Raw genomic sequence first — 24,816 nt, forward strand, 5'->3', positions numbered from 1 at the left:
ATCGCGCCATCAGAACTTGTGACGGATCCCCGCGTGAACCATCAGCTGCTTCGAGGTCGACGACAGGTCCGCCGCGCCGGGAACATAGGCCTGGTCGAGCGACGAGCCCGTCGCGTCGCCCGCGATCCGCTGGTACGCGCCCATCAGGTACACGTCCGTGCGCTTCGACAGGCTGTAGTCGGCCATCAGCCCGAGCGAATGGATCTTCGGCTTCGCGCTGCCCGTCGTCGCGTCGTAGCGCACCGTCGTATACACGTACTGCGCGCCGACGAACAACGCCGGCGTGAACTGGTATTTGCCGTTCACCTCGAAGTTCTGGTACTTGATCGACGACACCGTGCCGCCCGCGAGCGGGCCGGTCACCGGCTCAATCGTTTCGTCGCCGAACAGGTAGCCGACGTTCGCGCTCGGCCGCGTGACGTTGCTGTTCGTGTACGCGAACCCGACCGTCGCGGGCCCCGCCGTGTAGTTGATGCCCGCACCGAAGATCCGCAGCCGCGCCGACGCAAAGTTCGCATCGGCGCCGACCGATCCGGAGCCCGCGATCGCACCGCCCGCCGTCGCGCCCGGGTTGTCCGCATTCAGGAACGCCGCGCCGACCAGCAAGCCGCCCTGCTCGTACTGCGCGCCGACGCTCCACTGCCGGTTTTTCGCGAAGCCCGTGTCGTTGCTGAAACTGTATGTGCCGCCGAACGAGAAGCCGGCGAAATCCGGGCTCGCATACTTCGCCGTGTTGTTCACGCGGAACGTGTTGCCGGTGTTGTCGTTGTCGAGCGGATGCGAGAACGGATAGACGCCCCAGCTGCCGTTCGCGGTCGTCGGCGCGAGATAGTCGACCACCGCATCGTATTGCCGGCCGAGCGTCAGCGTGCCGAACCGCGCGCTGCCGAGCCCGACGTACGCCTGCCGCCCGAACATGCGGCCGCCCTGCGCGAGCGTGCCGTTGTTGACGTTGAAGCCGTTCTCGAGCTGGAACAGCGCGCTGTAGCCGCCGCCGAGATCCTCGGTGCCCTTCACCCCCCAGCGGCTGCCTTGCGCGAAGCCGCTCGCCATCTGCCACGCACTGTGGCCGCCGACATTGTTCGTGTAGTCGATACCCGCGTCGACGAGCCCGTACAACGTGACGCTGCCCTGCGCGAACGCGGGCGCCGCACACAGCGCAGGTACCGCGACGAAAGCCAATCTCCAGTTCATTCGTTTTCCTTATTTATCGTGTCGCGACTGCCCGTTTTCCGGGCGTCGCCGCTTACTTCGCGCCGTAGATGTCGAAGTCGAAGTACTTCTTGTTGATCCGCTGGTACGTACCGTTCGCGAGGATCGTCGCAAGTGCGTGGTTGAAGGCGTCGCGCAGGTCGTTGTCCTGCTTGCGCAGCCCGAGCCCGTCGCCCTGCCCGAAGTACTTCACGTCGTCGATCGCCGCGCCGACGAACGCGAAATCCTTGCCCTGCGGCTTCTTCAGGAAACCGTCGCTCGCCGCGATCGATGCCTGGAACGCCGCGTCGAGCCGGCCCGTCACGAGATCGGCATAGACCTGGTCCTGGTTCTGGTACGACACGACCTGCACGCCGGCCGGCTGCCAGTTCGCGACCGCGTAGTCGGCCTGCGCGGAGCCCTGCTCGACACCCACGCGCTTGCCCTTCAGCGCGTCGGCCGTCGGCAGCAGCGGCGAACCCTTGCGCGCGACGAGGCGCGCCGGCGCATTCGAGATCCGGTTCGTGAACGCGATCTGCTGCTGGCGCTTCGGCGTGATCGTCATCGACGACGCGATCACGTCGAACTTGCGCGCGAGCAGCCCCGGGATCATCCCGTCGAAACTCGACTCGACCCACACGCAGCGCGCATGCAGCTCCGCGCACAACGCGTTCGTGATGTCGATCCCGAAACCCGTCAGCGTGCCGTCGGGCAGCTTGTATTCGAGCGGCGGGTAAGTCGGATCGACCGCGAGGCGGATCTCCTTGCCCGCCCAGTCGCCCGCATGCGCCGCCCCTGCCGCCAGCGCCACCGCGAGCGCCGCCATCCGTTTCCACTGCTTCATTGCCAGTCTCCTTCCTTGTGTGAATCGTCAGTCAAAATCGTGCGGGCCCATCACGCGAGGTAGCGCTCCGCCAGTGCAATCCAGTAGCTCGCGCCGGTGGCGAGGCACGCGTCGTTGAAGTCGTAGCCGGGGTGGTGCAGCCCGCATCCGGCGGCGCCGTCGCCGTTGCCGATCGACAGGTAGCTGCCGGGGCACGCGTCCAGCATGAACGCGAAATCCTCGCTGGCCGCGATCGGCCGCAGGTGCGGGATCAGCGCGCCGTCGCCGCCCCATTCGCGGGCGACGTCGCGGGCAAACGCGGTTTCCGCCGCGTGATTGACGAGCACCGGGTACGCGTGCCGGTAGTCGATCTCGGCCGTCGCGCCATAGCTCGCGGCCTGCCCGTGCACGATCTCGCGAATGCGCCGTTCAAGGAGCGCCCGCACGTCCGGCGACAGCGCACGCACGCTGAGCGCCAGATCCGCGTACGGCGGAATCACGTTCGATGCGGCGCCCGCATGGATCGAGCCGGCCGTCACGATCGCCATCTCCTGCGGGTTCACGTTGCGCGACACGACGGTCTGCAGCGCCATCACGATCGACGCGCACACGACCACCGGATCGATCGTCGTATGCGGGGCCGCGCCATGGCCGCCGCGCCCGGTCACGCGCACCTGCACCTCGTCGGCCGAGGCCATCGCGGGGCCGTCGCAGAAACCGAGCACGCCGGCCGGCAGGCCCGGCACGTTGTGCATCGCGAACACCGCATCGCAAGGAAACTGCGCGAACAGTCCGTCGTCGATCATCCGCTTCGCGCCGCCGAGCCCTTCCTCGGCCGGCTGGAAAATCAGGTTCAGCGTGCCTGTGAAGCGCTCCCGCTCGGCCAGGCAGCGCGCCGCCGCGAGCAGCATCGCCGTGTGGCCGTCGTGGCCGCACGCGTGCATCACGCCGTCGCAGCGGCTCGCGTGCGGCAGCCCGGTCGTCTCGCGGATCGGCAGCGCGTCCATGTCCGCGCGCAACCCGAGCCGCTTCCCGGCGCCGCGCGTCAACGTGCCGACCACGCCCGTGCCGCCGAGCCCGCGCGTCACCCGATAACCCCACGTTGTCAGCAGGCCGGCCACGAGATCGCTCGTCGCGTGTTCCTCGAAGCCAAGCTCCGGATGCGCGTGCAGCCGGCGGCGCAGCGCGATCATTTCCGCCTCGATGGCCGCCATTTCCGGCTGGATGTGTGTGTGGTCCAACCCCGATTCTCCTCGATGCGTTCCGGTTGCCGATCGCCCGAATGACCGATCGTGTCCGCATCGTAGGCAGCGAAAATCCCGGCGAACAGCCGCGGTTTCGTTATGATGACAACCTTTCGTTGTCGGGTATCGCACCATGAGCACGATCAAGCTGCATCAGTTGCAGGCGCTCGTCGCGAGCGCGGAGGCCGGCAGCATCCGCGGCGCGGCGCGCACGCTCGGGCTGTCGCAGGCGGCCGTCACGCGCGCGCTGCGCGAGCTGGAGGCGAGCGAACGCCTGCCGCTGCTGGTCCGCGCGCCGGAGGGCATCGGCTTCACCGAATACGGGAAGACGCTGCTCACGCACGCGAAGCTCGTGCTGAAGCAGCTCGAACACGCGCAGAGCGATCTCGAGCGCATGCGCGGCCGCGTCGAGGGCCGGTTGAGCATCGGCGTCACGCCGTGGCTGACGATGACCTTCCTCGCGGAAGCGGTGCTGCGTTTTCGGGAGCAGATGCCCGACGTGCGCCTCGAGCTCTACGAGGCGCTGATGGCCGTCGCGCAGCCGCTGTTGCGCGACGGCAGCATGGACTTCGCGCTCGGGCACGTGCAACCGGGCGGCACGCAGGAATTCGCGTTCGAGCCGATGCTGCGCTACGAGACCGCGGTGATGGTGCGCGCCGGCCATCCGCTCGAGCACGCGCGGTCGATCCATGACCTGCTCGACCACGACTGGGTGCTGAATTTCGCGGCCGACGGGCAGGCCGCGCTCGTCGATTACCTGTTCACGCGCCACGGCGCCAAGATCGACGAGCGACGCATCGTGCGTGCGCAGTCGGTGGCGATGCTGCAGACGATGCTCGAGCAGGCCGACATGTGCACGTGGTGCCCGACGATCCTCGCGGCCGTGCCGTCGTTCGGTGAACGAATGCGCGCGTTGCAGTTGAAGGAGACCTTCGAGCCGCGCGACCTCGGGATCGTCACGCGGCGCAGCAGCACGCTGAGCGACGCCGCGCGCTGCTTCATCGACTGCCTGCTGCACGTGATCCGCCGGCATGCGCGCTCGGCACGCAAGGCGGATCTCGCGCTGTTCAGGACGCTGTCGCTGCTGATCTGACGCGCGGCAGGCGCGGCTCGCCGCCGCGCCGCCGCATGTTGCCCGTCAGATCTTCGCCGTCAGCGTGATCCCGACCGTGCGCGGATCGCCATACAGCACCGGATACGCGCCATACGACGGCAGCAGCTCGAGCTTCTTGTAGACCTTGTTGGTCAGGTTCGTCACGTAGCCCGTCACGATGTACTTCTGGTTCGGCGTCGTGTAAGACACGTGCGCGTTCAGCACCGTGTAGCCGCCCTGCCAGAGCTGCGGCATCGTCTGCCGCGTCGCGCTGAAGTACTCGAGGCTGCGGTAATTCACGTCGCCGCCGGCCGTCAGCGTGCCGAACGACACCGGCACGCGATAGTCGAAGCCCGCGTTGATCGTCGTATGCGGCGAACGCGCGAACGAATTGCCGACGGCGGTCGGTACGTAGCGGAACTCCGTGTAGCGCGTGTTCAGCATCCCGAGGTTCGCGAACAGGTAAAGGCTGTTGACCGGCTGCGCCTTCAGCTCCAGCTCGAAGCCGTCCGCGCGCCCCTGCCCCGCATTCGACAGCGTCGACACCGGCGGGCCGCCGAACGGGTTCGGCGCCAGCGCGAACACCTGGATGTCGCGATAGTCGTAGTGGAACACGCTCGCGTTGACGATCAGCCGCTTGTCGAACCATTCGCTCTTGATGCCGACCTCGTAGTCGGTCAGGTACTCCGGCGACACGGTCGACACCGTGCTCTGCGTGTACGCGTTGCCGTTGTAGCCGCCCGAGCGGAACCCGCGCGCATAGCGGAAATACGCACGCACGTTGCTGCTGAGCGCATATTCGGGCGTGAGGTCCCAGGTCGGCGCGCGCCACGTGTTCGTCTGGTTCTGCCGCGCGCTGACCGCCAGCGGCGACGACACCGACGACGGATCCCACCAGCTGCCCGGATTGCTGAACGTCACGTTGCCGGTGCCCTGCAGCCCGGTCAGGTTGATGTTCTTGCGCTCGATCGTGTAACGCAGCCCGCCGGTCACGTTGAAGCGGTCGGTGAAGCGGTACTTCACGCTGCCGAAGATCGCCGCGCTCTGCGTGTGCTGCGTGAGGTCGGTCAGGTGGTAGAACGCGGGCGACGGCGAGCCCGGCAGGCCGCCGCCGGCACCCTGCTCGGCCAGTTGCTCGGTGAACAGGTGCGTGCCGACGAGCCAGCTGAACCGGTCGTTCTGCGGCGATTCGAGCCGGAATTCCTGCGAGAACTGGCGGCTCGACAGGCGATCGTGCGAGCGTGCGGCATCGAACGCGGAATAGTCCTCGTCGTCCTGGTACCAGCGGTGCAGCCCTTCGAACGCGGTGATCGACGTCAGCGTCACCGCCGGATTGATGCGCCAGTGCGCGGTGAGCGACGTGCCCCAGGTCGAGATGTGATCGCTCGACGGCGCATTGAGCGACACCGTGTACGGATCGCTCGACCCGACGAAGCCGAACTGGTTCGCGCCGCCCGGCCCCGCGCCCTGCGCGTGCCACGCATTGCCGCCGCCCGTGTAGTTGCGGCCGTGGATGTTGAACAGGAAGTCGGTATCCGAGGTCGGCACGGCGAGCACCTGGAAGCGCACCGCATTGTCGTGAAAGCCGCCGAAGCGACCTTGCTGCACCGTATTCGTGTAGAAGCTGTCGGCGTTCTCGTGATACACCGACACGCGCGCGGCCAGCACGTCGTTCTTGCCGATCGGGCCGCCGATCGCGGCTTCCGCGAGCCGGCTGTTGTACTGGCCGAGCCCGATCTTGCCGTAGCCGCTCACGTCGAAGGTCGGCTTCTGCGACGTGATGCTGAGCGCGCCGCCGACGGTGTTCTTGCCCCACAGCGTGCCCTGCGGGCCGCGCAGCACTTCGATGCGATCGAGGTCGAACAGCGGGAAGCCCTGTCCGAACACGCTGTTGATGTAGACGTCGTCGAAGTACACGCCGATCGGGCTCAGCGACAGGTCCGACGGATCGTTGCTGCCGACGCCGCGCAGGAACCAGCGCGGCCGCTCGCGGCCTTCGGTCGACTGGCCGGTAAAGTTCGGCACATATTTCGTGACGTCGTTCACCACGCGCAGTTCGTTGTTCCTGATCGTGTCGCCGCTCAGCGCACTCACCGCGACCGGCACGTCCTGGATGCTCTCCTTGCGCCGGCGCGCGGTCACCGTCACCGTGCCGAGATTCGTTTCGCGTGTGGCCGTGCCGCGGGTCGCACGGGCGGCCGTCGGCGCCGCCGCGGCGGCATCGTCCGCGCCCGGTTGCGCCGGTTTCGCGTCCGGCGCCGCCGTCACCGCGCCCTCTTCAGCCCACGCGGGCAACGATACGGCTGCGCCCGTCAGCAGTCCCCCCAGCGCGGTGACGATTAGTTTTTTCCTGAACATCGATGAGTCATCCTGTTTGATCGGTTGAACGCACGTGCGTGCGCGACGCACGGGTGATCTATTGCAATTCGGATGCCAGCATCGAGAAGCCCGTCGCACGGGGCTTCCAGCCTGCGCGTGGTGCAGGTGTTGCTGCATGCGCATCTGTGACGGGGAGCAAACTGCTGGTCACGCAACACCGCGCGGATTCCGCCCCACCCGATTCGATGGTCGTCAGGACAGCTTCGCAGTTGCAGCACGCGATGCCTCGCGCCGCCCTGTCGACGCGCGCAGCGCGAGCCCGACCAGCACGACGATGGGCAGCCAGCACAGAAACACGCCCGGCAACCCGACGATCGGCACGAGCGCGCTGCCGGCCAGCGGGCCGCAGAACGCGCCCGTCATCGATGCGAGGTTGTAGAGGCTCGATACCTGGCTCTTGTCGGCCGGGTGACGGCCGAGACGCTGCATGTTGACGAGATGCAGCAGCGACGAGCCGGCGCACAGCGCGGCGAGCCCCGCGCCGACGACCCATGCGTCATGAGCCAGGCCCAGCGCGAGCAAGCCGGCCACGCCACCGGCAAGACTGAGTGCCTGGCAACGGCGCGCGGTCATCCGTTGCGCGACGTGCCCGAGCCCGAACAGCGCGATCACCGCGACGACGCCCTGCAGCGTCAGCAGCGCGACGGCTTTCGTCTGCGACAGCCCGAGCGACTGGATCGCCAGCACTACCGTATATGCACCGGCGAGCGAACGGGTCGAGCTGTTCACGGCTTCCAGCACGAGCTGCTCGCGCACGTCGTGATTCCACGCGAGCGCCAGCAACGCGCGCAGGCCGCCGGGTTCAGGCGGCGCACCGCGCGCCGCGGGCTCCGCATCGCCGAGCAGCGTCCGGCTGAACAGCGCCATGCCCGCGAAGCTCGCGGATGCCACGCAGAACGTCGCGACCGCACCGTGCGCGCCGATCAGCCCGCTCGCGAGCCACGGCCCGACCATGCCGGTGCCGACCGACATCGCCGCGCGGTACCAGCCGGCGCGCGCGAGGCCGATCTGCGCGAGACGCGCGAGGAACACGCCGTTGATCGACACGATCCGGAACGGGATGCACAGCCCGATCAGCACTTGCGTGAGCGCGATCAGCGGCCACGCGCCGGTAAACGGCACGACGAGATTGAGCAGCATCGGCCCCATGCTCGCGACGAAGTACACGCGCCGCGCGCCGTAGCGCGCGACGAGCAACCCGGCCGGCAGCGTCATCAGCGCGATGCCGAGCGGCTCCATCGCCGCGATGATGCCGAGCCGTGCGCTGTCGACGCCGAGCGCGAGCGCGTAGAGCGTCGTCGCGAGCTGCGCCATGCTGATCGTCGTGCCGCTCGCGAGCGCCAGCAGCATGAAGCCGCCGGTGAAACGCTCGCGCCGCCATGCGTCGGCGACGCGTGCCGATGCGCTCACCGCGCGGTGTCGCGAGACCGCGTCGCGATGCCGTCGAGCGCACGCCGGTCGATCCACGCATGCACGTCGAAGTCGGCCGGCAGGAAGCGCCATTCGACGAGGAAGCGCTTGAAATCGTCGAGCGCGGCGATCGATACTTCGTCGAGATCGGTGCGCAGCCGCCGGTGCACGTCCGCGCCGTACGCGAGCCGCAGCCAGTCATGGCCCGATCCTGTCTCGCGGCCGAGATAGCCGAGCACGTCCTGCTCGTGCTCGCGCGCCCAGCCTTCGACATCGGTCACGCGCGCGAGGAAGCGGCTGACGATGTCGGGATGCCGTTCGAGCGTCGACGCATTGACGGTCAGCGGCCGCGGCGACCCGTTGTTGATACGGATCTGCGGATCGGGATGAAAGCCGATGTCGACGACCGCCTGCGCGCCGATCAGGTGCGCGGTTTCGAGCCCGAGCGACCCCTTCACGTAGATCGCGTCGACTTCGCCTCGCACGAGCGCAGCCGCTTCGGCCGCGTAGAGCCGGCGGCTCGACAGGCTCGCGGGATGGCTGAAGGCCGCGTCGCGCGTCGCCGGGGTCGACACCGGTGCGCGCAGGTTCGACGCGGGCACGTCGACCCATTCGACGTCGGCGGGGCCGAGCCCGTCGAGCGACAGCGCACTGACGAAGCCGCGCAGCGCCGCCGCACGAAAGATGTCGATGCGCTCGCCGTCGCGGCGCGGCAGGCCGATGCGGCGCCCGCGCAGGTCCTTCGGCCGCGTCAGCCCGCTTTCCGGCAGCGCGACGATCGCCTGCGCCTCGTCGACCCACGTGAGCGCGACCACGCGCGTGTCGGCGCCGGCCGCGCGCGCCCACAGCGCGGGAATGCTGCCGCCCTGCCGGAATGCGTTGTCAAGCGAATGATCGACGTGCGCGTGATGCAGTGCCGCGTGCTGGCTCTCCTGCAGCGCGCGCACGGTGATGCCGTCGCCGGCGAATTCGCTGTCGAGCCAGCCGAGATGCGCGGCGATGCCGAGCGGCGTCGGCACCGGACAGCGTGTGTACCAGATCGACTGGACATTGGAGGAAGCCGTGATGCTCATGGATGCGTTCGTGGACAGAGTCGTGAACCGCGCGTCAGCCGCGCGGCGCGGTGAGCACCGACAGCCGCGTGATGCCTGCATGCTCGATCGCGGCCATCAGCTTCGCGACCGTGCCGTACGGCACGTGCTCGTCGGCCTGCAGGTCGAGCGCGACGTCGGGCCGGCCGGCCTTCAGCGCGGCCAGCTCGGCCGGCACGGCGGCCAGTGCGACCGCCCGCTTGTCGAGATACACGACGCCCTTGGCGTCGACGCTCACGGTGACGTTCGGCTTGCGATCGGCCGGCGCCGTGGCGACGGTGTTCGGCAGGTTCACGTGTACCGCGTTGTTCAGCAGCGGCGCCGTGACGATGAAGGCGACGAGCAGCACGAGCATCACGTCGACGAGCGGCGTGATGTTGATTTCGCTGAGCACGTCGTCGTTGTCGGAGGAAGAGGAGAAAGCCATTATGCGAAGGCCTCCTGACGGGTGTCGCCGGCACGGCGTGCCGGTGCGGGCGCGGCGGCGGCGGCCGGCACGCGGAAGCCGGCCTTCTGCGCGAGCGTGACGAAATCGGTGGCGAACGCGTCGAGGTCGGCCGACGCGGCCTTCACGCGGCGCACGAAGAAGTTGTACGCGAGCACGGCCGGCACGGCCACCGCGATGCCGATCCCGGTCGCGACGAGCGCCTCGCCGATCGGCCCGGCCACGACGTCGATGCTCGCCGACGCGCTGTGCGTGATCGCGGTCAGCGCATGGATGATGCCGAACACGGTGCCGAACAGGCCGACGAACGGCGCGGTGCTGCCGATCGACGCGAGCACCGCCAGCCCCGCCTCCTCGCGCCGCCGCGCGTTGTGGATCTGCTGCCGCAGATGCCGTTCGAGCAGGTCGTGGCGGCTCCAGCTGTGTTCGAGATCGTGCGCGCTGCTCTCGTCGGCGCGCCGCAGCGCGTCGAAGCCCGTCGCGGCGAGTTCGCCCACCGGGCTGTTCGCGCCGTCGAGCGCGGCGGCCTCGTGGAAGCTGTTCGCCGCCCAGAACGCACTGACGTAGCGCCGGTTGCGCGCGCTCGCCCGCAGGCTCTGGATCGCCTTCACGACGATCAGCGTCCACGTGACGACGGAGAAGACGACGAGCAGCCAGAGCGCGCCCTGGACGATGAAGGTGGTCGGAATACCGTTCATGATGTGAGTTCCTTGAAAAATATGGCGGGCCGCCCGGCGGGTCAGCCCAGCTTGAAATCGATCGGCACGTTGACCCAGCCGTCGACCGCTTCGTCGCCGCGCTTCGCGGGCACGAACGTCCAGCGCTTCACGGCGGCCACCGCCGCGGTGTCGAGCATGCGGCGGCCGCTGCTCGTGCGGACCTCGACGGAATCGGGTGTGCCGTTCGCGAGCACGTGCACGCGCAGCACGACGCGCCCTTCCCAGCCCTGGTCCTGCGCGAACGCCGGATAGTCGGGCGCCGGGTTGCGCAGGTAGGCCGCGTCGCCGATCGGTGCGGTTTCGCGCACGGGTGCGGCAGGCGCGGCCGGCGCGGGAGCCGGTGCGGCGGGCGCGGCGGCGGCCGGTGCCGCCGTCGCCGCGGCCGCCTCGCGGGTGACTTGCGGCGCGGCAGCGGGCGCCGGATGCGCGACGGCCGCACGCGGCTTCGGCGGGGTCGGCGCCTGCTTCAGCGGCTTCGGGGGCACTGCCGGTGGCGGCGGATGCGCGGCCTGCGGCAACGGTTCGGGCGGCCGCGTCAGTTCGACCGTCATCGGCAGCGGCCGCGGCGGCTGCACGGGCGGCGCGGCAGGTGTGCGCGCGGCCAGCAACGCGACACCCGCATGCAGCGCCGTGACGGCGAGCGCAATCGCCCCCGTGACGCGCCACGCGCCCGGCTTCGCCTTCGGCGCACCCGGCCGTGCCGACGGCGACGCGGACGGCGGACGCGCGACCGCCGCCGCCCCGCTCGCACCCGCACGCGGCACGGCACGCGCCGCATGCCGGCGCGCAGGCGACACGCCGTATTCGATCGTCAGACCTGTCATGCTCGACTCCTTGCAATGACGCGCCGCGGCGCGCTACGCGACCCACGCATGGCGCTGCCGGTCGATGCGCGTGAACGGCGCCGGGTCGATCCACGCGCGCGCATCGAAATCCTGTTCGAGAAAGCCCCATTCGACGAGGAAATCCTTGAACGCGACCAGCCCGTCGATCGACGTCTGCGCGAGCCCCGTCTCCAGATGGCGGTGCACGTCCGCGCCGTACGCATAGCGCACCCACTCGTCGGATGCCCGTGTCTCGCGGCCGATATACGCAACCGTCTCCGCCGGATGGCGCGCGGCCCAGTCGCCCGCCCCCACCACCACCGACAGGAAGCGGCTCACGAGATCGGGGCGCGCGTCGATCAGCGCGCGGTCGACGGTCAGCGTGCGCGGCGTGCCGTTGCCGATCCGCACGAGCGGATCGGGGTGCGCGCCGAGATCGATGACGACCTGCGCGTCGATCAGATGCACGGTCTCGAGCCCTTCGACGCCTTTCACGAACACCGCGTCGACCTCGCCGCGCACGAGCGCCGCGATCTCGATCCCGTACTCGTGCGGGCCGCGCGTGAACGACGCCGGGCCGGTGCGACGTTCGCGTTCGTCGGGCAGGTCGACCCATTCGGCGTCGCCGTGCCCGAGCCCTTCGAGTTCGAGCGCGCTCAGGAAGCCTTTCAGCGCGGCCGCCCGCCAGAAGTCGATGCTGATCGGATGGCGCGGCAACCCGAGCCGCCGGCCGCGCAGATCGCGCACCGAGCGAATGCCGCGATCGGGCAACGTGACGATCGCCTGGAATTCGTTGGTCCACGACAGGCCGATCACGCGCGTATCGGCGCCGCGTGCCCGCGCCCACAGCGCCGGAATGTTGCCGCCCTGCCGGAACGAGTGCGGCAGGCTGTGATCGAAATGCGATTCGCGCTTGCCGGCGTCCGCCGTCTCCTGCAGCGAATTCAGCGTGATGCCGTCCGGCCCGAACTCCTCGTCGAACCAGCCGCGATGCACGGCGATGCCAAGCGCGGTCGGTACCGGGCAGCGCGTGTACCAGAGTGCGTCGCAAGCCGTGGCCTGCGCAGCGAGTGTCGTCATGGTGAATGTCCTTGTCGATGTCGTTGGATGGCGCGGCAATGCCGTCGCGCTCACGCGCCGGCCACGCGCAGCGCCGCCTGCGTGCCGCGCGCGTTCAGCGCGCCGTCGACGAGCGGCAGCACTTCCTCGCCCACGCGGTACGCCTCCTCGAGATGCGGGTTGCTCGCGAGAATGAACGTCGACACACCGATGTCGACATATTCCGCGAGCCGCTCGGCCACCTGCTCGTGGCTGCCGACGATCACGCAGCCGGGGCCGCCGCGAATCTGCGACATCCCGGCCCACAGGTTCGGGCCGACGATCAGGTCGTCGAAGTGCTGCGTGTGGCCCTGGTGCAGCGCGAACTGGCGTTTCGCGCCGACCGACTCCGACGATTCGCCGCGCCCGCCGAAGCCGCCGCGCGTCGCGTCGCCCACCGTCGCGAACATCTGCCGCAACTCGGCCCACGCCTGCTCCTCGGTCTCGCGCGCCAGGATGTCGATGCGCATGCCGAAGCGCAGGTCGCGCTCGGCGTTCTGGCGGTCGAGCGCGCGGCGCGCCGCATCGATCACCTCCTTCTGTTTCGCGAGCGGCTCGCCCCAGCTCAGGTGCACGTCGCCATGCTTCGCGGCCACCGCGAGCGCGGCGTCGCTCGCGCCGGCCAGGTAGATGCGCGGCGGCTTCTGGCCGCTCAGCGGCGGCAGCAGGCCGCCGGCTTCGACGCGATAGAAGCGGCCGTCGAACGTGAACGGCTCGCCGGCCGCGACGCCCTTCACGACATCGAGGAATTCGTCGGTGCGCGCATAGCGGCTGTCGTGATCGATGAAGTCGCCGTACGCACGCTGGTCGGGGCCACCGCCGCCCGTGACGACGTTCCACTCGACGCGCCCACGGCTGATCCGCTGCAGGCTCGCGGCCATCTGCGCCGCATAGACCGGATGCACGAAATGCGGCTGCAGCGCGATCAGGAGCCGCAGCCGGCGCGTCTCGCGCGCCAGCGCGGCCGCCACGACCCACGGTTCCTCGGTGAAGCGAAAGATCGGAATCAGCGCGCCATGGAAGCCGGCGATATCGGCCGCGCGTGCGACCTGCGATAGATAGTCGATGTAGCCGAAATCGTCGTCGTCGACTTTCGGCGCGACGCGCGATGCGCGCTGGCGGTTCCATTCGCCACGCGTATGCAGGTCGTGTGCGCGCCGGCCGTCGCCGTGCATCGGCAGGCGCCACAGAAATTCAACAGCCATCGGAGTTCTCCTGGTCGGGCCATTCGGATTGCGTGCGGCATCGGCGTGCCGCGCGAGTGCTGCGCTGTAAAGCACGCGGTGTGCCAACGCGCTCGCCACGGCAGCTGCGCGGCTGCCGGCGAACCTGCGCAGTGCCTTGCACACCGGGCATCAGCGGCAATCGGATCGCACCTGCTCGCGGTTGCCCGTGCCGCCGCGACACGCGCGTATCGCGCTGCTGCACCATCCCCACTGCTGCTGCGCGCGCAACAGCAGCCGACGCGACTGTTGCTGGCGCAACAGGCGCTGCATCAGTACGCGCACCGCCCGTCCCGCGCGATGCCCGCACCGCGTGCGGCCGCGCCGTTTCCGCTCACTGGCCCGGAACTTGCAACGTTGACCGGCCCGCGCGTGCGACACCGACACCGTGCACGACCGGGCTTCAACCATGCTTACGCAGAGAGGGAATCTCACCCATGACAGACAGGCCCGATTCGTCATCGGACAAGCAACAGACGTTCTGGTACGCCCGGTCGCCCGTGCCGACCCCGCTCGGCATCGCCGTGCATCTCGGCTGGCTCAACGGCGAGACGTCGGCCGACGGTGTCGCGATCCGCTCGCCGCGCGGCGCCACGCGGCACGACGTGTCGTCGATCAGCGATCACACGCTCGCGCAGTCGTTCCGCCAGGGCGGCAGCATCCCCGCGATGTGGGCGCGCTCGAACGGCGCGAACACGCGCGTGATCGGGCTATCGTGGGTCGACGAATCGCAGTTGATCCTCGCGCGGCCCGAGTCGGGCATCCGCTCGGTGAAGGCCCTGCGCGGGCGCCGCATCGCGATCCCGAGCCGCCCCGACGACCGCATCGACATCTTTCGCGCGTCGGCGCTGCGCGGCTTCGTCAACGCGCTGAGCCTCGACGGGCTGACCACGCGCGACGTCGAACTCGTCGACGTGCGGGCACGCACGCTGCAGGCCGTCGGGCCGGCGCGCGCGGCGGACCTGTTCGCGTCGCCGCACGGCTTCTCGAGCCGCGCGCTGTACGCAGCCGAAGCCGGCGCGCTGCTGCGCGGCGAGGTCGACGCGATCTACGTGAAGGGCTCGACCGGCCTCGAGATCGCGCAGCTGATCGGCGCGCACGTCGTGATCGACATCGGCTTTCATCCCGAGCGCGCGATCCGCAACAACAACGGCACGCCGCGCCCGCTGACCGTCAACGCGGACGTGCTCGCGAATCATCCGGACATCGTCGCCGGCTTCCTGAAGCTCGTGGTCGCGGCCGGCGACTGGGCCGGCACGCATCCCGACGAAACCGCGCTCTACGTGGCCGGCGAAACCGCGTCGTCGATCGACTGGGTCCGCGCCGCGTACGGCAACCAGCTGCACCGCCATCTCGGCGTCAACCTCGACGACGAATCGGTCGCCGCGCTCGACGACTTCAAGACGTTCCTGCACGACCACGGCTTTCTGGAAGCCGACTTCGACGTCGCCGACTGGATCGACCCGCGCCCGCTCGCCGACGTGCTGCGGCCGTCGCTGCAGAAGCGCGCGTGAGCCCCTTTTCCGCCTATCGTTCCCGACCATCATGAAACATACGCTCTCCCTCGCCGCGCTGCGCCGCCCGCTGCACGCGCTGTTCGCCGCGCTGCCGTTCGTCGCGGCATCGCTCGCCGCACCGGCCGCGCATGCGGACGACGCGCCCAAGGTCGTGCGGATCGCCGTCGTCGCCTATTCGAGCGGCGGCAAGACGCAGTACGCGGGCGCGTCGGCACTGATCGACGCCGACAAGTCGCTCGAGAAGGCGCTTGCCGCGCGGCACGTGAAGCTGCAATGGGTGCCGGTGTCGACCGCGGCGGTCGGCACGCTCGTGAACGAAGCGTTCACGAACGGCAGCATCGATTTCGCCGGCTACGGCGACCTGCCGTCGGTCGTCGTCAACGCGTCGGGCACCCATACGCGGCTGATCGTGCCGGGCGGTGTCGGCAGCAACACCTATCTCGTCGTGCCGGCCGGCTCGACCGCGAAGTCGATCGTCGACCTGAAAGGCAAGCGCATCGCGCTCAATCGCGGCCGGCCGTGGGAAGTCACGTTCAGCAAGCTGCTCGCCGAGAACGGGCTGAAGCTGTCCGACTTCAAGATCTACAACCTCGACCCGCAGGCCGGTGCGGCCGCCGTCGCGGCCGGACGCGTCGACGGCTTCTTCACGCTGTCCGACGCGTATTCGCTCGTCGACAAGAACGTCGGCAAGATCATCTGGTCGACCAAGACCGCGCCCGACGACTGGAAAATGCGCGCGGAACTGTGGGCGTCCGACGATTTCGTGCGGCGCTACCCGGATATCACGCAGCTCGTCGCGACGGCCTACGTGCGCGCCGCGCACTGGATCTCGCAGCCGCAGAACCGCGACGCGTACGTGAAGATCCTGAGCGCGTCCGGCCAGCCGGAAAGCGTCGTGCGCCGCGAATACGCGGATGAGGCGACACCGTGGAAGGATCAATGGACGCCGCTCTTCACGCCCGCGCTGACCGGCCACTACCGCGACGTCATCGCGTACAGCCGCCAGGCCGGCCTGACGTCCACGCCGGTCGACGTGAACGCGCTGCTCGCGCCGACGTTCGTGTCGACCGCACTCAAGCAGCTCGGGCTCGACGGCTACTGGCGCGCCGACGCGGCACGCGTCGCGAGCCGCTGATGCCGATGCAAGCCCTCGCGTCGAACGGCACACGCGCGCTGCGCCTGCCCGGGATTGCCCGGCTTGGCGGGCTCGCGCTGTGGTGGGCCACGCCCGTCGCGTTCGTCGCACTGTGGTGGCTCGCGAGCGCGCAGCGCTGGTTTCCGCCGCAGCTCGTCGTGCCGCCGGATCGGCTCGCGGCAACGCTGCGCACGCTGCTCGACACCGGCGAACTGCGCGACAACCTGCTGATCACGCTGCATCGCCTCGCGCTCGGTTTCGCGATCGGCGCGGCCGGCGGTGCCGCGTTCGGCATCCTGCTTGCGCGCAGCCGGCTGTTCGCCGACTACCTGCGGCCGACGTTCGACCTGCTGCGGCAGGTGCCGACGCTCACGCTGATTCCGCTGCTGATCCTGCTGATCGGCGTCGACGAGCCGCTGAAGCTCGTCGTCGTCGGCAAGGCCGTGTTCTTTCCGGTCGCGCTGGCCGCGTACACGGGCGTGCACGACGCGCCGCGCGACCTCGTCGAGATGGCGCGGCACTACGGGCTCGGCCGCTTCGCGCTGCTGCGCGACGTGCTGCTGCCGGCCGCGTTGCCGCCGCTGCTCACCGGCGTGCGGATCGCGCTCGCGCGCGCGTGGCTCGCGCTCGTCGCGGTCGAGCTGCTCAGCGCCGACAGCGGGATCGGCCAGATGATGGAACTGGCGCGGCAGATGCTGCGCCTCGACGTCGTACTCATCGACGTCGCGGTGATCGGGCTGATCGGCTTCGCGATCGACCGGTCGATCGCACTCGTGCAACGCTACGCATTGCGCTGGCAGACGCCCGCGCGCTGAACGAACAGGTATCCGAATGACCGTCGCCATCACCCCATTCTCGCTCGCCGCGCTGCGCCGTCGTGCGCGCGGCCTCGTCGTGCCGGCCCTGCTGGTCGCCGCCTGGCAATACGCGTCGTCCGGCGACGCGGCCCATCAATACGCGTTCGTGCCGTTGCAGCAGGTCGGCGCCGCGCTCGTCGAACTCGCACGCAGCGGCGAACTCGCGACCGATCTCGGTGCGAGCCTGCGCCGCACGACAGTCGGCCTCCTGACGGGTGTCGCGTTCGGGCTCGTGTTCGGCGCGGCGATGGCGCGCTCGACGCTCGCGCGCAAGCTCGGCGAGCCGGCGTTCCAGGCGCTGCGCTACGTGCCGGTGCTCGGACTGATCCCGCTGCTGAGCCTGTGGGCCGGCACCGGCGAATTCGCGAAGGTGTTCATCATCGCGCTCGCCGCGTTCTACCCGATGACCACCGCCAGCTTCGACGGGCTGCGCCGCGTCGATCCGCGCTATGTCGAACTCGCGCAGTCGTATCGCCTGACGCGCATCGGCCTGTGGCGCGACGTGCTGATTCCGGGCGCGCTGCCCGACCTGTTCGCGGGCGTGTTGCAGGCCGTGCCGTTCGCGTGGATCACCGCGACCAGCAGCGAGCTGCTGTTCAACGCGGGCGCGGGGGTCGGCAGCCTGATGCAGAACGCGCAGGCCGGCGCGCGCGCTGACGTATTGCTGGTCTGCGTGCTGGGGGTGACGGCGCTCGCCGTCGGCATGAGTGCGCTATGCGAGCGGATCGCGCAGCGCGCGCTGCGCTGGCGCGATCACGCCTGACGGCGCAGCCGCGCGTCGGCGTCGCTCGCGTCGCCCGCGTCGCCCGCGTCGCGCGGCTTCAGGATGCCGAGCTGCGCGAGCCGCGCGCGCACGATGTTGCGCGACTGGTCGAGCAGGCGCGACATGCGCAGCTGGTTGTGGTCGCTGTAGTCGAACACGCTGCGGTAGACGGTGTCCTCGATGTGCTGCCACAGCGCCGGCGTGCCGAGATCCAGCAGCTCGATCACCGCGTGGCGCAGCGCATCGGTGGCCTCGGCCACGTCACGCGCCCGGCGCGGCTGTGCCGCCGCCGCGGTGCGCGGGTCGCCGGCATCGGGCGACAGCGACAGCGCGGAAAACTGCAGGTCGCCCACGTCGATCGCGCCGCCCGCGCAGATCAGCACCGCGTGGTGGATCACGTTCTCGAGTTCGCGGATGTTGCCGGGCCATGCGTGTGCATGCAGCCGGGCGCGCGCGGCGTCCGTCAGCGTCGGCGCGGCCACGCGCAGCCGCTTCGCGTAGGTGTCGATGAAGTGCTCGATCAGCGGCGCGATGTCGCCGGGCCGCTCGCGCAGCGGCAGCAGGCTCAGTTTCACGACGTTGAGCCGGTAGTACAGATCCTCGCGGAAATTGCCCGCGCGCACCGCGGCTTCGAGATTCACGTTGGTGGCCGCGACGAGCCGCACGTCGATCTTCACGGTCTTGCGCGAGCCGACCGGCGTCACTTCGCGCTCCTGCAGCACGCGCAGCAGCTTCACCTGCGCGGACAGCGGCAGGTCGCCCACCTCGTCGAGAAACAGCGTGCCGCGATTCGCGGATTCGAACCAGCCGGGCTGGCTGTTGATCGCGCCGGTGAACGCGCCGCGCTCGTGGCCGAACAGCTCGCTCTCGATCAGCGTCTCGGAGAATGCGCCGCAGTTGACCGCGACGAACGGGCCGTCGTGGCGCTCGCTCAGCGAATGCACGAGGCGCGCGATCAGCTCCTTGCCGGTGCCGCTCTCGCCGGTGACGAGCACGGTCGCGTCGCTGGGCGCGACGAGCTGGATGCGCTCGAGCAGCACCCGCGATTTGGGATCGTCGAACGTCAGCGCCTTCGCACGAATCGTGATCGCATGCGAAGTCGGGTCCGGCAAGCTGAAGATGGCCATGGCACGACCGGCGTGTTGAACGGGGAAGGTTCGACGATAGCAAGGCGCGCGCCGGCCACGAACCAATTCATCGAGCTATCGGTATGACGGCGGCCGGATTGCGCCGGCCGCCGCGCGGCGTCACGCGAGGCCGGTCATCTTCCATTGCTGCTCGAGCGCACCCGGCCCGAATTCGAGCGAGCCGCCGAGCGGTTCCGCGAGCGCCTGGAAATACGCGGCTTCCTCGAGGATCAGGATGTACTTCGACACGTCGAGGATCGATTTACCCCAGAACGTCGCGCCGCCGTTCGCCTCGATGATCGCCGGCACCTCGGGGTCGCGGCGGATCGTGTCGACGATGAAGCGCGGCTCGCCGGGGCGACGATCGACGTACACCGGAATCTCGCGAGCCCGCGTGTAGCGCGCGGCCGGCGCATAGCGGATCGGCAGCGGGCGATGCGCGCTCGCCCAGGCGCCGAGGTACGGGCCGTGCACGTGGATCACGACGCCGACTTCCGGCACCTCGCGGAACACGTCCGCATAGCGCGGCCCGTTGCCGCCCGCGCGCGCGTCGCCGTGCAGCACATCGCCGTCGAACGTCACGACGACGGGCTGGATCTCCTGCGACGCGGCCCACGGGCTCGGCGCCGACAGCGCGACGATGAGTTCCGTGCCCGGCACGCGCTGGAACGCCTGGAACGTGTTGGTCGCGGACAGCGTGCGCGTGTCCTTCAGCACGCGCTCGGCCTGCGTGAATTCGCGCGTGGCGCGCTCGACGAATGCCACGAGTTCGCCGGTGTCGATGGTTGAGGTGACTGGCATGAGGACGGTTTCCTTGATCGGATGGACGGATGGGCTCGCATCGCGATGTCGTGACACCGCGACGCACGGCCACCGGATCAGCAGCAATCGTGCCAGCCGGGCATGCATGCGCCGAAGGCCCGTGCCACGGTGCGTGTGCGCCTGTTGCACGACGCGCGTCATGCGATCCCCGCGTGCGCCTCTGTTGCGGGAGCAACAGCCTGCCGGCCCGGATTGTTGCGCGACGCGCAGCCGCTGAACGCGTGCGCGGCTCGCCGTACGGCGCAGCGGCCCGTCGTGCCTCGCGCCACGCGCCCTACGGCTGCGCTGGTTCGAAACTTGCGTCGTGGTCGGCCCGCGCCGCGCGCTGTCCGGCGCGCCCGATCCGACTTCACCGATACCCATCCGACCATGACGCTCCTCTCCCTGCACGGCTACGCCGCGCACACGCTGCTCGCTTCGGCGCTCGCCGTCTCGTCTCTCCTCTCGCATGCGGCGTCCCCCGGCCGTGTGCCTGCGCCCGATCCGTTGCAAGGCGACGGCCGCGTGTCCGCGTTCTACACATGGGACCGCGACATTCCGGCGACGCCCGGCGTGCTGCTGCGCACCGAGCCGCTGCCGGCGACGCTCGGGCTCGCGAGCGCCGGCCGCCAGTTGCGCATCCTCTATGCATCGACCGACGGCGTCGGCGGCCGCACGCCGATCGCCGTGTCGGGTGCGCTGTTCGTGCCGCGCGGCCAGCCGCCGGCCGGCGGCTGGCCGATCGTCGCGTGGGCGCACGGCACGTTCGGGATGGCCGACATCTGCGCGCCGTCGTGGTTCGGCCGCTCGTATCGCGACGTGCGCTACCTGAACGCGTGGCTTCAGCAAGGGTTCGCGGTCGTCGCGACCGACTACCAGGGGCTCGGCACGCCCGGCCCGAATCCGCAGCTCAACAACCGCTCGAACAGCTACACGCTGCTCGACAGCGCGCGCGCGGTGCTCGGCGGCGTGCCGGGCCTCGCGAACGAGGTCGTGCTCGTCGGCCAGTCGCAGGGCGGCTCGGCCGTGTTCGCGGCGGCTGGCTACGCACCCGCCTATGCGCCCGAACTCGCGATCCGCGCGACCGTTGCCACCGGCACCATCTACAACGCGTCGCCCACCACGCTCGCGGCGCTGCCGAAGTTCGAGAGCGCGTACCGGCGCGATCCCGAGCGCGTCGATCCGACGCTCGCGTACCAGTTCTACTCGGTGCTCTCCGCGCAGCAGATCGACCCGTCGCTGCGCGCGGACGAGGTGCTGACCGACCAGGCATTGCCGATCCTCGAACAGGCGCGCATCAGTTGCCTCGCGTCACTCGAGGACGACGCGGCGCTCGCGCACCTCACGCACGCGAACACCGTGAAGCCCGGCGGCGATGCACGGCTGAAGGCATGGTGGGACGAATACCTGAAATACCCGACGCTGAAGATTGCCACACCCGTCTTCATCGGCGCGGGCGCGGACGACGGGCTCGCGCCGCTCGAACTCGCGCTCGCGAAGGATGCGTGCGCGGCCGGCACGACGGTCGAGGCGCACCTGTATGCGGGCCGCGAACACAACGGCACCGTGAACGCGTCGCTCGCCGATTCGATTCCGTTCGTGAAGCGCGTGCTCGCCGGCGAGACGATCCGCCCGGTCTGCACACCCGCCGCCCAGCCGGCCGTGTCGCAATAGCGGCGGCGACGCGCTTTTGCACGGCGGCGCGAATGCATTTCGGAATCCGTTATTGGATTGCGCCGCCGCGCATTTTTATACTCGTCAGCACTCTCTGTTAAAGAGTGCCAGCCCATCTCAACAGATCAGCACAGGACGAACCAATGAGCCTACGCCCCTTGCACGACCGCGTGATCGTGAAACGACTCGACCAGGAAACCACCACCGCATCGGGCATCGTGATCCCCGACAGCGCGGCGGAAAAGCCCGACCAGGGTGAAGTGATCGCCGTCGGCCCCGGCCGCAAGGACACGGACGGCCAGCGCATCGTGCCCGACCTGCAGGTCGGCGAGCGCGTGCTGTTCGGCAAGTACGCGGGGCAAGCCGTCAAGGTGGACGGCAACGAGTTTCTCGTGCTGCGCGAAGAAGACATCGTCGCGGTCGTCAATCAATAACGGAGCGCAATCATGGCAGCGAAGGAAATCATTTTCAGCGACGTCGCACGGGCCAAGCTGACGGAAGGCGTGAACATTCTCGCGAACGCGGTGAAGGTCACGCTCGGGCCGAAGGGCCGCAACGTCGTGCTCGAACGCAGCTTCGGCGCGCCGGTCGTCACGAAGGACGGCGTGTCGGTCGCGAAGGAAATCGAACTCGCGGACAAGCTGCAGAACATCGGCGCGCAGCTCGTGAAGGAAGTCGCGTCGCGCACCAGCGACGCGGCCGGCGACGGCACCACGACGGCCACCGTGCTCGCGCAGGCGATCGTTCGTGAAGGCCAGAAATACGTCGCGGCCGGGCTCAACCCGCTCGACCTGAAGCGCGGCATCGACAAGGCCGTCGCGGCGGCCGTCGACGAGCTGAAGAAGATCAGCCGCCCGACCACCACGAGCAAGGAAATCGCGCAGGTCGCGACGATCTCCGCGAACGGCGAGGAATCGATCGGCCAGCGCATCGCGGAAGCGATCGACCGCGTCGGCAAGGAAGGCGTGATCACCGTCGAGGACGGCAAGTCGCTCGCGGACGAGCTCGACGTCGTCGAAGGGCTGCAGTTCGATCGCGGTTACCTGTCGCCGTACTTCATCAACAACCCGGACAAGCAGATCGCCGAGATCGAAAGCCCGTACATCCTGCTGCACGACAAGAAGATCTCGAACATCCGCGACCTGCTGCCGGTGCTCGAACAGGTCGCGAAGTCGGGCCGGCCGCTGCTGATCATCGCGGAAGACGTCGAAGGCGAAGCGCTCGCGACGCTGGTCGTGAACAACATCCGCGGGATCCTGAAGACGGTCGCCGTGAAGGCGCCGGGCTTCGGCGACCGCCGCAAGGCGCTGCTCGAGGACATCGCGATCCTCACCGGCGGGCAGGTGATCGCCGAGGAAACGGGCCTGACGCTCGAGAAGGCGACGCTCGCCGAACTCGGTCAGGCGAAGCGCATCGAGGTCGGCAAGGAAAACACGACCGTGATCGACGGCGCGGGCGATGCGAAGAACATCGAGGCGCGCGTGAAGCAGATCCGCGTGCAGATCGACGAAGCGACGTCGGACTACGACCGTGAAAAGCTGCAGGAACGCGTCGCGAAGCTGGCGGGCGGTGTCGCGGTGATCAAGGTCGGCGGGGCCACCGAAATCGAAGTGAAGGAAAAGAAGGACCGCGTCGACGACGCGCTGCACGCGACGCGCGCGGCCGTCGAGGAAGGCATCGTGCCGGGCGGCGGCGTCGCGCTGATCCGCGTGCGGCAGGCGATCCGCGAGTTGCAGGGCGTGAACGCCGACCAGAACGCGGGCATCAAGATCGTGCTGCGCGCGCTCGAGGAACCGCTGCGCCAGATCGTCACGAACGCGGGCGAGGAAGCGAGCGTCGTCGTCGCGAAGGTGGCCGAAGGCTCGGGCAACTTCGGGTACAACGCGCAGACCGGTGAATACGGCGACCTCGTCGAGTCGGGCGTGCTCGATCCGACCAAGGTCACGCGCACGGCGCTGCAGAACGCGGCGTCGGTTGCGGGGCTGTTGCTGACGACCGATGCGACCGTGTTCGAAGCGCCGAAGGATGCGGCACCGGCGGCAGCGCCGGGCGGCCCGGGTGCGGGTGGGCCGGGGTTCGATTTCTGACGGTGTCGCGCGTGTGCCGTGTGCCGGTTCGCCGGCATGCGCGCGACCTTGCAGACTCCCATTGCGCGTGGCGACGAAAGTCGTCACGCTTTTTTTTCTTGGTGCGCCACGCCGCACGAGCCACACAACCTTTACGACCTTTTTACTTGCGCCCGCGCATGCGTTCACTAGAATGTGTTCGCAATCGATCCATCCACGAGTACGCCCATGCGCATCCGAAGTCCTCGCCCTCCGAGTTGCTTGTCTGCCTGATCGGCAGGACGCCTGCGTCTCTTTGTTCCCGAGCCACCGTCCTGCCAACAGGCGGACGGTGCGCGCCGTAGTCCTTCCCGTGCACGCTTGAACACGACGTCGATGCGTTAGCCGCGCATCGCGCGATGCAAGCGTGTGCGCGCGGAAATTCCCGCCTCACGACGCGCCATCGATCCGCCGCCGCGGCAACGATCGACTGGCCTGCCGCGCATCCCGCATGTCGATCCAGCCTGATTACTTTGCATACCTGATTTAACCAACGGACGTTTCCGATACCGGAGCCCGATCATGTTCGAGATCGACAAGCAGTACACCCGTGAATTCATCCACACCGCGTGCGGCGGCAGCAAACAGGCGTTCCTGCCGACGAAGAATGGCAAGGTCGTGGCCGCCTGCCTGCGCACGGACCTCAACCCGCACGCCCCCGACGTGATCCTCTGCGACGGCAGCGCGTCCGCGCGGGCAGCCGGCAGGACGCTCGCCGCACAACGCGATGCGATTCCGGTGTTCATCCGCATGGCCACCGACGCGTACCGCTTCGTCGGCCAGTACGTCGTCAGCGAATCGCTCACCGCACCGCTCGACTGCGCGTCTTACGTGCGCAACAGCAGCTTCACGCCCGGGCAGATCTCGCGCGTGCTCAAGCTCAAGCGCTGCTGACCCGCTTGACGGGCGCAGCGCGCGCCCGGTCTCAGTCAACTTTCATACAGGAGCCATCATGCTTGGCCTGACGTTCTGGAAACACGTGATCGGTGCGCGGACCGGTGCAATCCGCGATGACAGCGCGGCTGCACACGACCGGCACCGACGGGTGTCGAGAACACTCGTGCTCACCAGCGCCGCGGTGGCGTTCGCGGCGATCGCGTTCGGCGCGCCGGTGGTCGGCATTTCCGTGTTTCTGCTGACGACGCTGCCGTTCGTGCTGTCGGGTACCTGAAGCGGTATAAGCCGGGCCCGGTTCCATCGGCAATCGATACACAATTTTAATGTCGGGCCCGCTCGTATCTAACACCGTCTTTACGCGGGTTTGTCTAGGATTTCCCTGTCATCCCGACACGGAGAG

23 protein-coding genes are annotated in these 24,816 nt (G+C 69.0%); 10 read left to right on the forward strand and 13 right to left on the reverse strand.

All coding sequences use genetic code 11. The features are described 5' to 3' along the window. Positions 1 to 9: 9 nt before the first annotated feature. Genes CFB47_RS29815 through CFB47_RS29825 form a run of 3 tightly spaced genes read right to left on the reverse strand, consistent with a single transcriptional unit; the run spans position 10 to position 3,207 of the window. Entirely contained in the window at positions 10 to 1,194 is a 1,185-nt protein-coding gene (locus tag CFB47_RS29815; protein ID WP_089463163.1) for a porin, read from the reverse strand. Between the two features lie 52 nt (positions 1,195 to 1,246). Beyond that, positions 1,247 to 2,035, reverse strand: coding sequence for an ABC transporter substrate-binding protein (locus CFB47_RS29820; protein ID WP_089457612.1), 789 nt, complete (start codon positions 2,033 to 2,035; stop codon positions 1,247 to 1,249). A gap of 50 nt (positions 2,036 to 2,085) precedes the next feature. Next, positions 2,086 to 3,207, reverse strand: coding sequence for a M20 aminoacylase family protein (locus CFB47_RS29825; RefSeq protein WP_089458929.1), 1,122 nt, complete (start codon positions 3,205 to 3,207; stop codon positions 2,086 to 2,088). A gap of 184 nt (positions 3,208 to 3,391) precedes the next feature. Here CFB47_RS29825 and CFB47_RS29830 point away from each other — a divergent pair, with 184 nt between their 5' ends. Beyond that, on the forward strand, positions 3,392 to 4,351 hold the full coding sequence (locus CFB47_RS29830; RefSeq protein WP_089457611.1) for a LysR substrate-binding domain-containing protein: 960 nt from the start codon (positions 3,392 to 3,394) through the stop codon (positions 4,349 to 4,351). Positions 4,352 to 4,396: 45 nt separating this feature from the next. Here CFB47_RS29830 and CFB47_RS29835 read toward each other — a convergent pair whose 3' ends face one another. From CFB47_RS29835 to CFB47_RS29870, 8 genes are all read right to left on the reverse strand, one after another. Further along, positions 4,397 to 6,709, reverse strand: coding sequence for a TonB-dependent receptor (locus CFB47_RS29835; protein ID WP_089463164.1), 2,313 nt, complete (start codon positions 6,707 to 6,709; stop codon positions 4,397 to 4,399). 213 nt (positions 6,710 to 6,922) lie between these two features. Then, on the reverse strand, positions 6,923 to 8,140 hold the full coding sequence (locus tag CFB47_RS29840) for an MFS transporter (RefSeq protein ID WP_089463165.1): 1,218 nt from the start codon (positions 8,138 to 8,140) through the stop codon (positions 6,923 to 6,925). After that, positions 8,137 to 9,213 carry an ABC transporter substrate-binding protein gene (locus CFB47_RS29845; RefSeq protein WP_089457608.1) on the reverse strand — a complete coding sequence of 359 codons (1,077 nt, stop codon included), beginning with the start codon at positions 9,211 to 9,213 and terminating at the stop codon, positions 8,137 to 8,139. Before CFB47_RS29845 ends, CFB47_RS29840 begins: the two co-directional genes overlap by 4 nt. Before the next feature lie 34 nt (positions 9,214 to 9,247). After that, entirely contained in the window at positions 9,248 to 9,658 is a 411-nt protein-coding gene (locus CFB47_RS29850) for a biopolymer transporter ExbD (protein ID WP_089443264.1), read from the reverse strand. Then, positions 9,658 to 10,374: a MotA/TolQ/ExbB proton channel family protein gene (locus CFB47_RS29855; protein WP_089428299.1), complete on the reverse strand. Its 717-nt coding sequence runs from the start codon at positions 10,372 to 10,374 to the stop codon at positions 9,658 to 9,660. Before CFB47_RS29855 ends, CFB47_RS29850 begins: the two co-directional genes overlap by 1 nt. Positions 10,375 to 10,415: 41 nt before the next feature. Continuing rightward, the gene (locus tag CFB47_RS29860) at positions 10,416 to 11,219 is read right to left on the reverse strand and encodes an energy transducer TonB (RefSeq protein WP_089457607.1); all 804 of its coding nucleotides are present in this window, start codon (positions 11,217 to 11,219) and stop codon (positions 10,416 to 10,418) included. A gap of 33 nt (positions 11,220 to 11,252) precedes the next feature. Further along, on the reverse strand, positions 11,253 to 12,299 hold the full coding sequence (locus CFB47_RS29865; protein WP_039354360.1) for an ABC transporter substrate-binding protein: 1,047 nt from the start codon (positions 12,297 to 12,299) through the stop codon (positions 11,253 to 11,255). 50 nt (positions 12,300 to 12,349) lie between these two features. After that, a complete protein-coding gene (locus CFB47_RS29870; protein ID WP_089457605.1) occupies positions 12,350 to 13,522 on the reverse strand; it encodes an LLM class flavin-dependent oxidoreductase in 1,173 nt (390 codons plus the stop codon). Between the two features lie 455 nt (positions 13,523 to 13,977). Here CFB47_RS29870 and CFB47_RS29875 point away from each other — a divergent pair, with 455 nt between their 5' ends. From CFB47_RS29875 to CFB47_RS29890, 4 genes are read left to right on the forward strand one after another with little or no spacing between them, the layout of a single operon-like run. After that, entirely contained in the window at positions 13,978 to 15,054 is a 1,077-nt protein-coding gene (locus tag CFB47_RS29875; protein ID WP_089457604.1) for an ABC transporter substrate-binding protein, read from the forward strand. A gap of 31 nt (positions 15,055 to 15,085) precedes the next feature. Next, on the forward strand, positions 15,086 to 16,192 hold the full coding sequence (locus CFB47_RS29880) for a PhnD/SsuA/transferrin family substrate-binding protein (protein WP_089443269.1): 1,107 nt from the start codon (positions 15,086 to 15,088) through the stop codon (positions 16,190 to 16,192). Next, positions 16,192 to 17,007: an ABC transporter permease gene (locus CFB47_RS29885; RefSeq protein WP_089463166.1), complete on the forward strand. Its 816-nt coding sequence runs from the start codon at positions 16,192 to 16,194 to the stop codon at positions 17,005 to 17,007. Before CFB47_RS29880 ends, CFB47_RS29885 begins: the two co-directional genes overlap by 1 nt. Before the next feature lie 16 nt (positions 17,008 to 17,023). Next, the gene (locus CFB47_RS29890) at positions 17,024 to 17,812 is read left to right on the forward strand and encodes an ABC transporter permease (protein WP_089463167.1); all 789 of its coding nucleotides are present in this window, start codon (positions 17,024 to 17,026) and stop codon (positions 17,810 to 17,812) included. Here the strand turns inward: CFB47_RS29890 and CFB47_RS29895 are convergent. Together CFB47_RS29895 and CFB47_RS29900 are read right to left on the reverse strand one after the other, a co-directional pair. Next, the gene (locus CFB47_RS29895; RefSeq protein ID WP_089457600.1) at positions 17,803 to 18,939 is read right to left on the reverse strand and encodes a sigma-54-dependent Fis family transcriptional regulator; all 1,137 of its coding nucleotides are present in this window, start codon (positions 18,937 to 18,939) and stop codon (positions 17,803 to 17,805) included. The two genes, CFB47_RS29890 and CFB47_RS29895, sit on opposite strands and share 10 nt — an antisense overlap. A gap of 120 nt (positions 18,940 to 19,059) precedes the next feature. After that, positions 19,060 to 19,740, reverse strand: a complete 681-nt coding sequence (locus CFB47_RS29900) for a class II aldolase/adducin family protein (protein ID WP_089463587.1) — start codon at positions 19,738 to 19,740, stop codon at positions 19,060 to 19,062. Between the two features lie 390 nt (positions 19,741 to 20,130). Between CFB47_RS29900 and CFB47_RS29905 the strand changes: the two genes are divergently transcribed. From CFB47_RS29905 to CFB47_RS29925, 5 genes are all read left to right on the forward strand, one after another. Continuing rightward, positions 20,131 to 21,414, forward strand: coding sequence for a lipase family protein (locus CFB47_RS29905; RefSeq protein WP_089463168.1), 1,284 nt, complete (start codon positions 20,131 to 20,133; stop codon positions 21,412 to 21,414). A 143-nt stretch (positions 21,415 to 21,557) separates the two neighbouring features. Beyond that, the gene (locus tag CFB47_RS29910) at positions 21,558 to 21,848 is read left to right on the forward strand and encodes a co-chaperone GroES (protein WP_011694564.1); all 291 of its coding nucleotides are present in this window, start codon (positions 21,558 to 21,560) and stop codon (positions 21,846 to 21,848) included. A 12-nt stretch (positions 21,849 to 21,860) separates the two neighbouring features. Further along, positions 21,861 to 23,501 carry a chaperonin GroEL gene (groL, locus tag CFB47_RS29915; protein ID WP_039354347.1) on the forward strand — a complete coding sequence of 547 codons (1,641 nt, stop codon included), beginning with the start codon at positions 21,861 to 21,863 and terminating at the stop codon, positions 23,499 to 23,501. A 540-nt stretch (positions 23,502 to 24,041) separates the two neighbouring features. After that, positions 24,042 to 24,413, forward strand: coding sequence for a DUF6697 family protein (locus tag CFB47_RS29920; protein ID WP_089463169.1), 372 nt, complete (start codon positions 24,042 to 24,044; stop codon positions 24,411 to 24,413). Positions 24,414 to 24,471: 58 nt separating this feature from the next. Further along, entirely contained in the window at positions 24,472 to 24,690 is a 219-nt protein-coding gene (locus CFB47_RS29925) for a hypothetical protein (RefSeq protein ID WP_256946769.1), read from the forward strand. The last annotated feature ends 126 nt before the right edge of the window (positions 24,691 to 24,816 follow it).

It is taken from the genome of Burkholderia sp. AU27893 (assembly GCF_002223205.1).
Taxonomy (GTDB): Bacteria; Pseudomonadota; Gammaproteobacteria; order Burkholderiales; family Burkholderiaceae; genus Burkholderia.

Excerpts from the sequence above, each read along its gene's own strand:
- CFB47_RS29815 (WP_089463163.1), bottom strand. The coding sequence starts at position 1,194 with ATGAACTGGAGATTGGCTTTCGTCGCGGTACCTGCGCTGTGTGCGGCG.
- CFB47_RS29820 (WP_089457612.1), bottom strand. The coding sequence starts at position 2,035 with ATGAAGCAGTGGAAACGGATGGCGGCGCTCGCGGTGGCGCTGGCGGCA.
- CFB47_RS29825 (WP_089458929.1), bottom strand. The coding sequence starts at position 3,207 with ATGATCGCGCTGCGCCGCCGGCTGCACGCGCATCCGGAGCTTGGCTTC.
- CFB47_RS29830 (WP_089457611.1), top strand. The coding sequence starts at position 3,392 with ATGAGCACGATCAAGCTGCATCAGTTGCAGGCGCTCGTCGCGAGCGCG.
- CFB47_RS29835 (WP_089463164.1), bottom strand. The coding sequence starts at position 6,709 with ATGTTCAGGAAAAAACTAATCGTCACCGCGCTGGGGGGACTGCTGACG.
- CFB47_RS29845 (WP_089457608.1), bottom strand. The coding sequence starts at position 9,213 with ATGAGCATCACGGCTTCCTCCAATGTCCAGTCGATCTGGTACACACGC.
- CFB47_RS29850 (WP_089443264.1), bottom strand. The coding sequence starts at position 9,658 with ATGGCTTTCTCCTCTTCCTCCGACAACGACGACGTGCTCAGCGAAATC.
- CFB47_RS29855 (WP_089428299.1), bottom strand. The coding sequence starts at position 10,374 with ATGAACGGTATTCCGACCACCTTCATCGTCCAGGGCGCGCTCTGGCTG.
- CFB47_RS29860 (WP_089457607.1), bottom strand. The coding sequence starts at position 11,219 with ATGACAGGTCTGACGATCGAATACGGCGTGTCGCCTGCGCGCCGGCAT.
- CFB47_RS29865 (WP_039354360.1), bottom strand. The coding sequence starts at position 12,299 with ATGACGACACTCGCTGCGCAGGCCACGGCTTGCGACGCACTCTGGTAC.
- CFB47_RS29870 (WP_089457605.1), bottom strand. The coding sequence starts at position 13,522 with ATGGCTGTTGAATTTCTGTGGCGCCTGCCGATGCACGGCGACGGCCGG.
- CFB47_RS29875 (WP_089457604.1), top strand. The coding sequence starts at position 13,978 with ATGACAGACAGGCCCGATTCGTCATCGGACAAGCAACAGACGTTCTGG.
- CFB47_RS29880 (WP_089443269.1), top strand. The coding sequence starts at position 15,086 with ATGAAACATACGCTCTCCCTCGCCGCGCTGCGCCGCCCGCTGCACGCG.
- CFB47_RS29885 (WP_089463166.1), top strand. The coding sequence starts at position 16,192 with ATGCCGATGCAAGCCCTCGCGTCGAACGGCACACGCGCGCTGCGCCTG.
- CFB47_RS29890 (WP_089463167.1), top strand. The coding sequence starts at position 17,024 with ATGACCGTCGCCATCACCCCATTCTCGCTCGCCGCGCTGCGCCGTCGT.
- CFB47_RS29895 (WP_089457600.1), bottom strand. The coding sequence starts at position 18,939 with ATGGCCATCTTCAGCTTGCCGGACCCGACTTCGCATGCGATCACGATT.
- CFB47_RS29900 (WP_089463587.1), bottom strand. The coding sequence starts at position 19,740 with ATGCCAGTCACCTCAACCATCGACACCGGCGAACTCGTGGCATTCGTC.
- CFB47_RS29905 (WP_089463168.1), top strand. The coding sequence starts at position 20,131 with ATGACGCTCCTCTCCCTGCACGGCTACGCCGCGCACACGCTGCTCGCT.
- CFB47_RS29910 (WP_011694564.1), top strand. The coding sequence starts at position 21,558 with ATGAGCCTACGCCCCTTGCACGACCGCGTGATCGTGAAACGACTCGAC.
- groL (WP_039354347.1), top strand. The coding sequence starts at position 21,861 with ATGGCAGCGAAGGAAATCATTTTCAGCGACGTCGCACGGGCCAAGCTG.
- CFB47_RS29920 (WP_089463169.1), top strand. The coding sequence starts at position 24,042 with ATGTTCGAGATCGACAAGCAGTACACCCGTGAATTCATCCACACCGCG.
- CFB47_RS29925 (WP_256946769.1), top strand. The coding sequence starts at position 24,472 with ATGCTTGGCCTGACGTTCTGGAAACACGTGATCGGTGCGCGGACCGGT.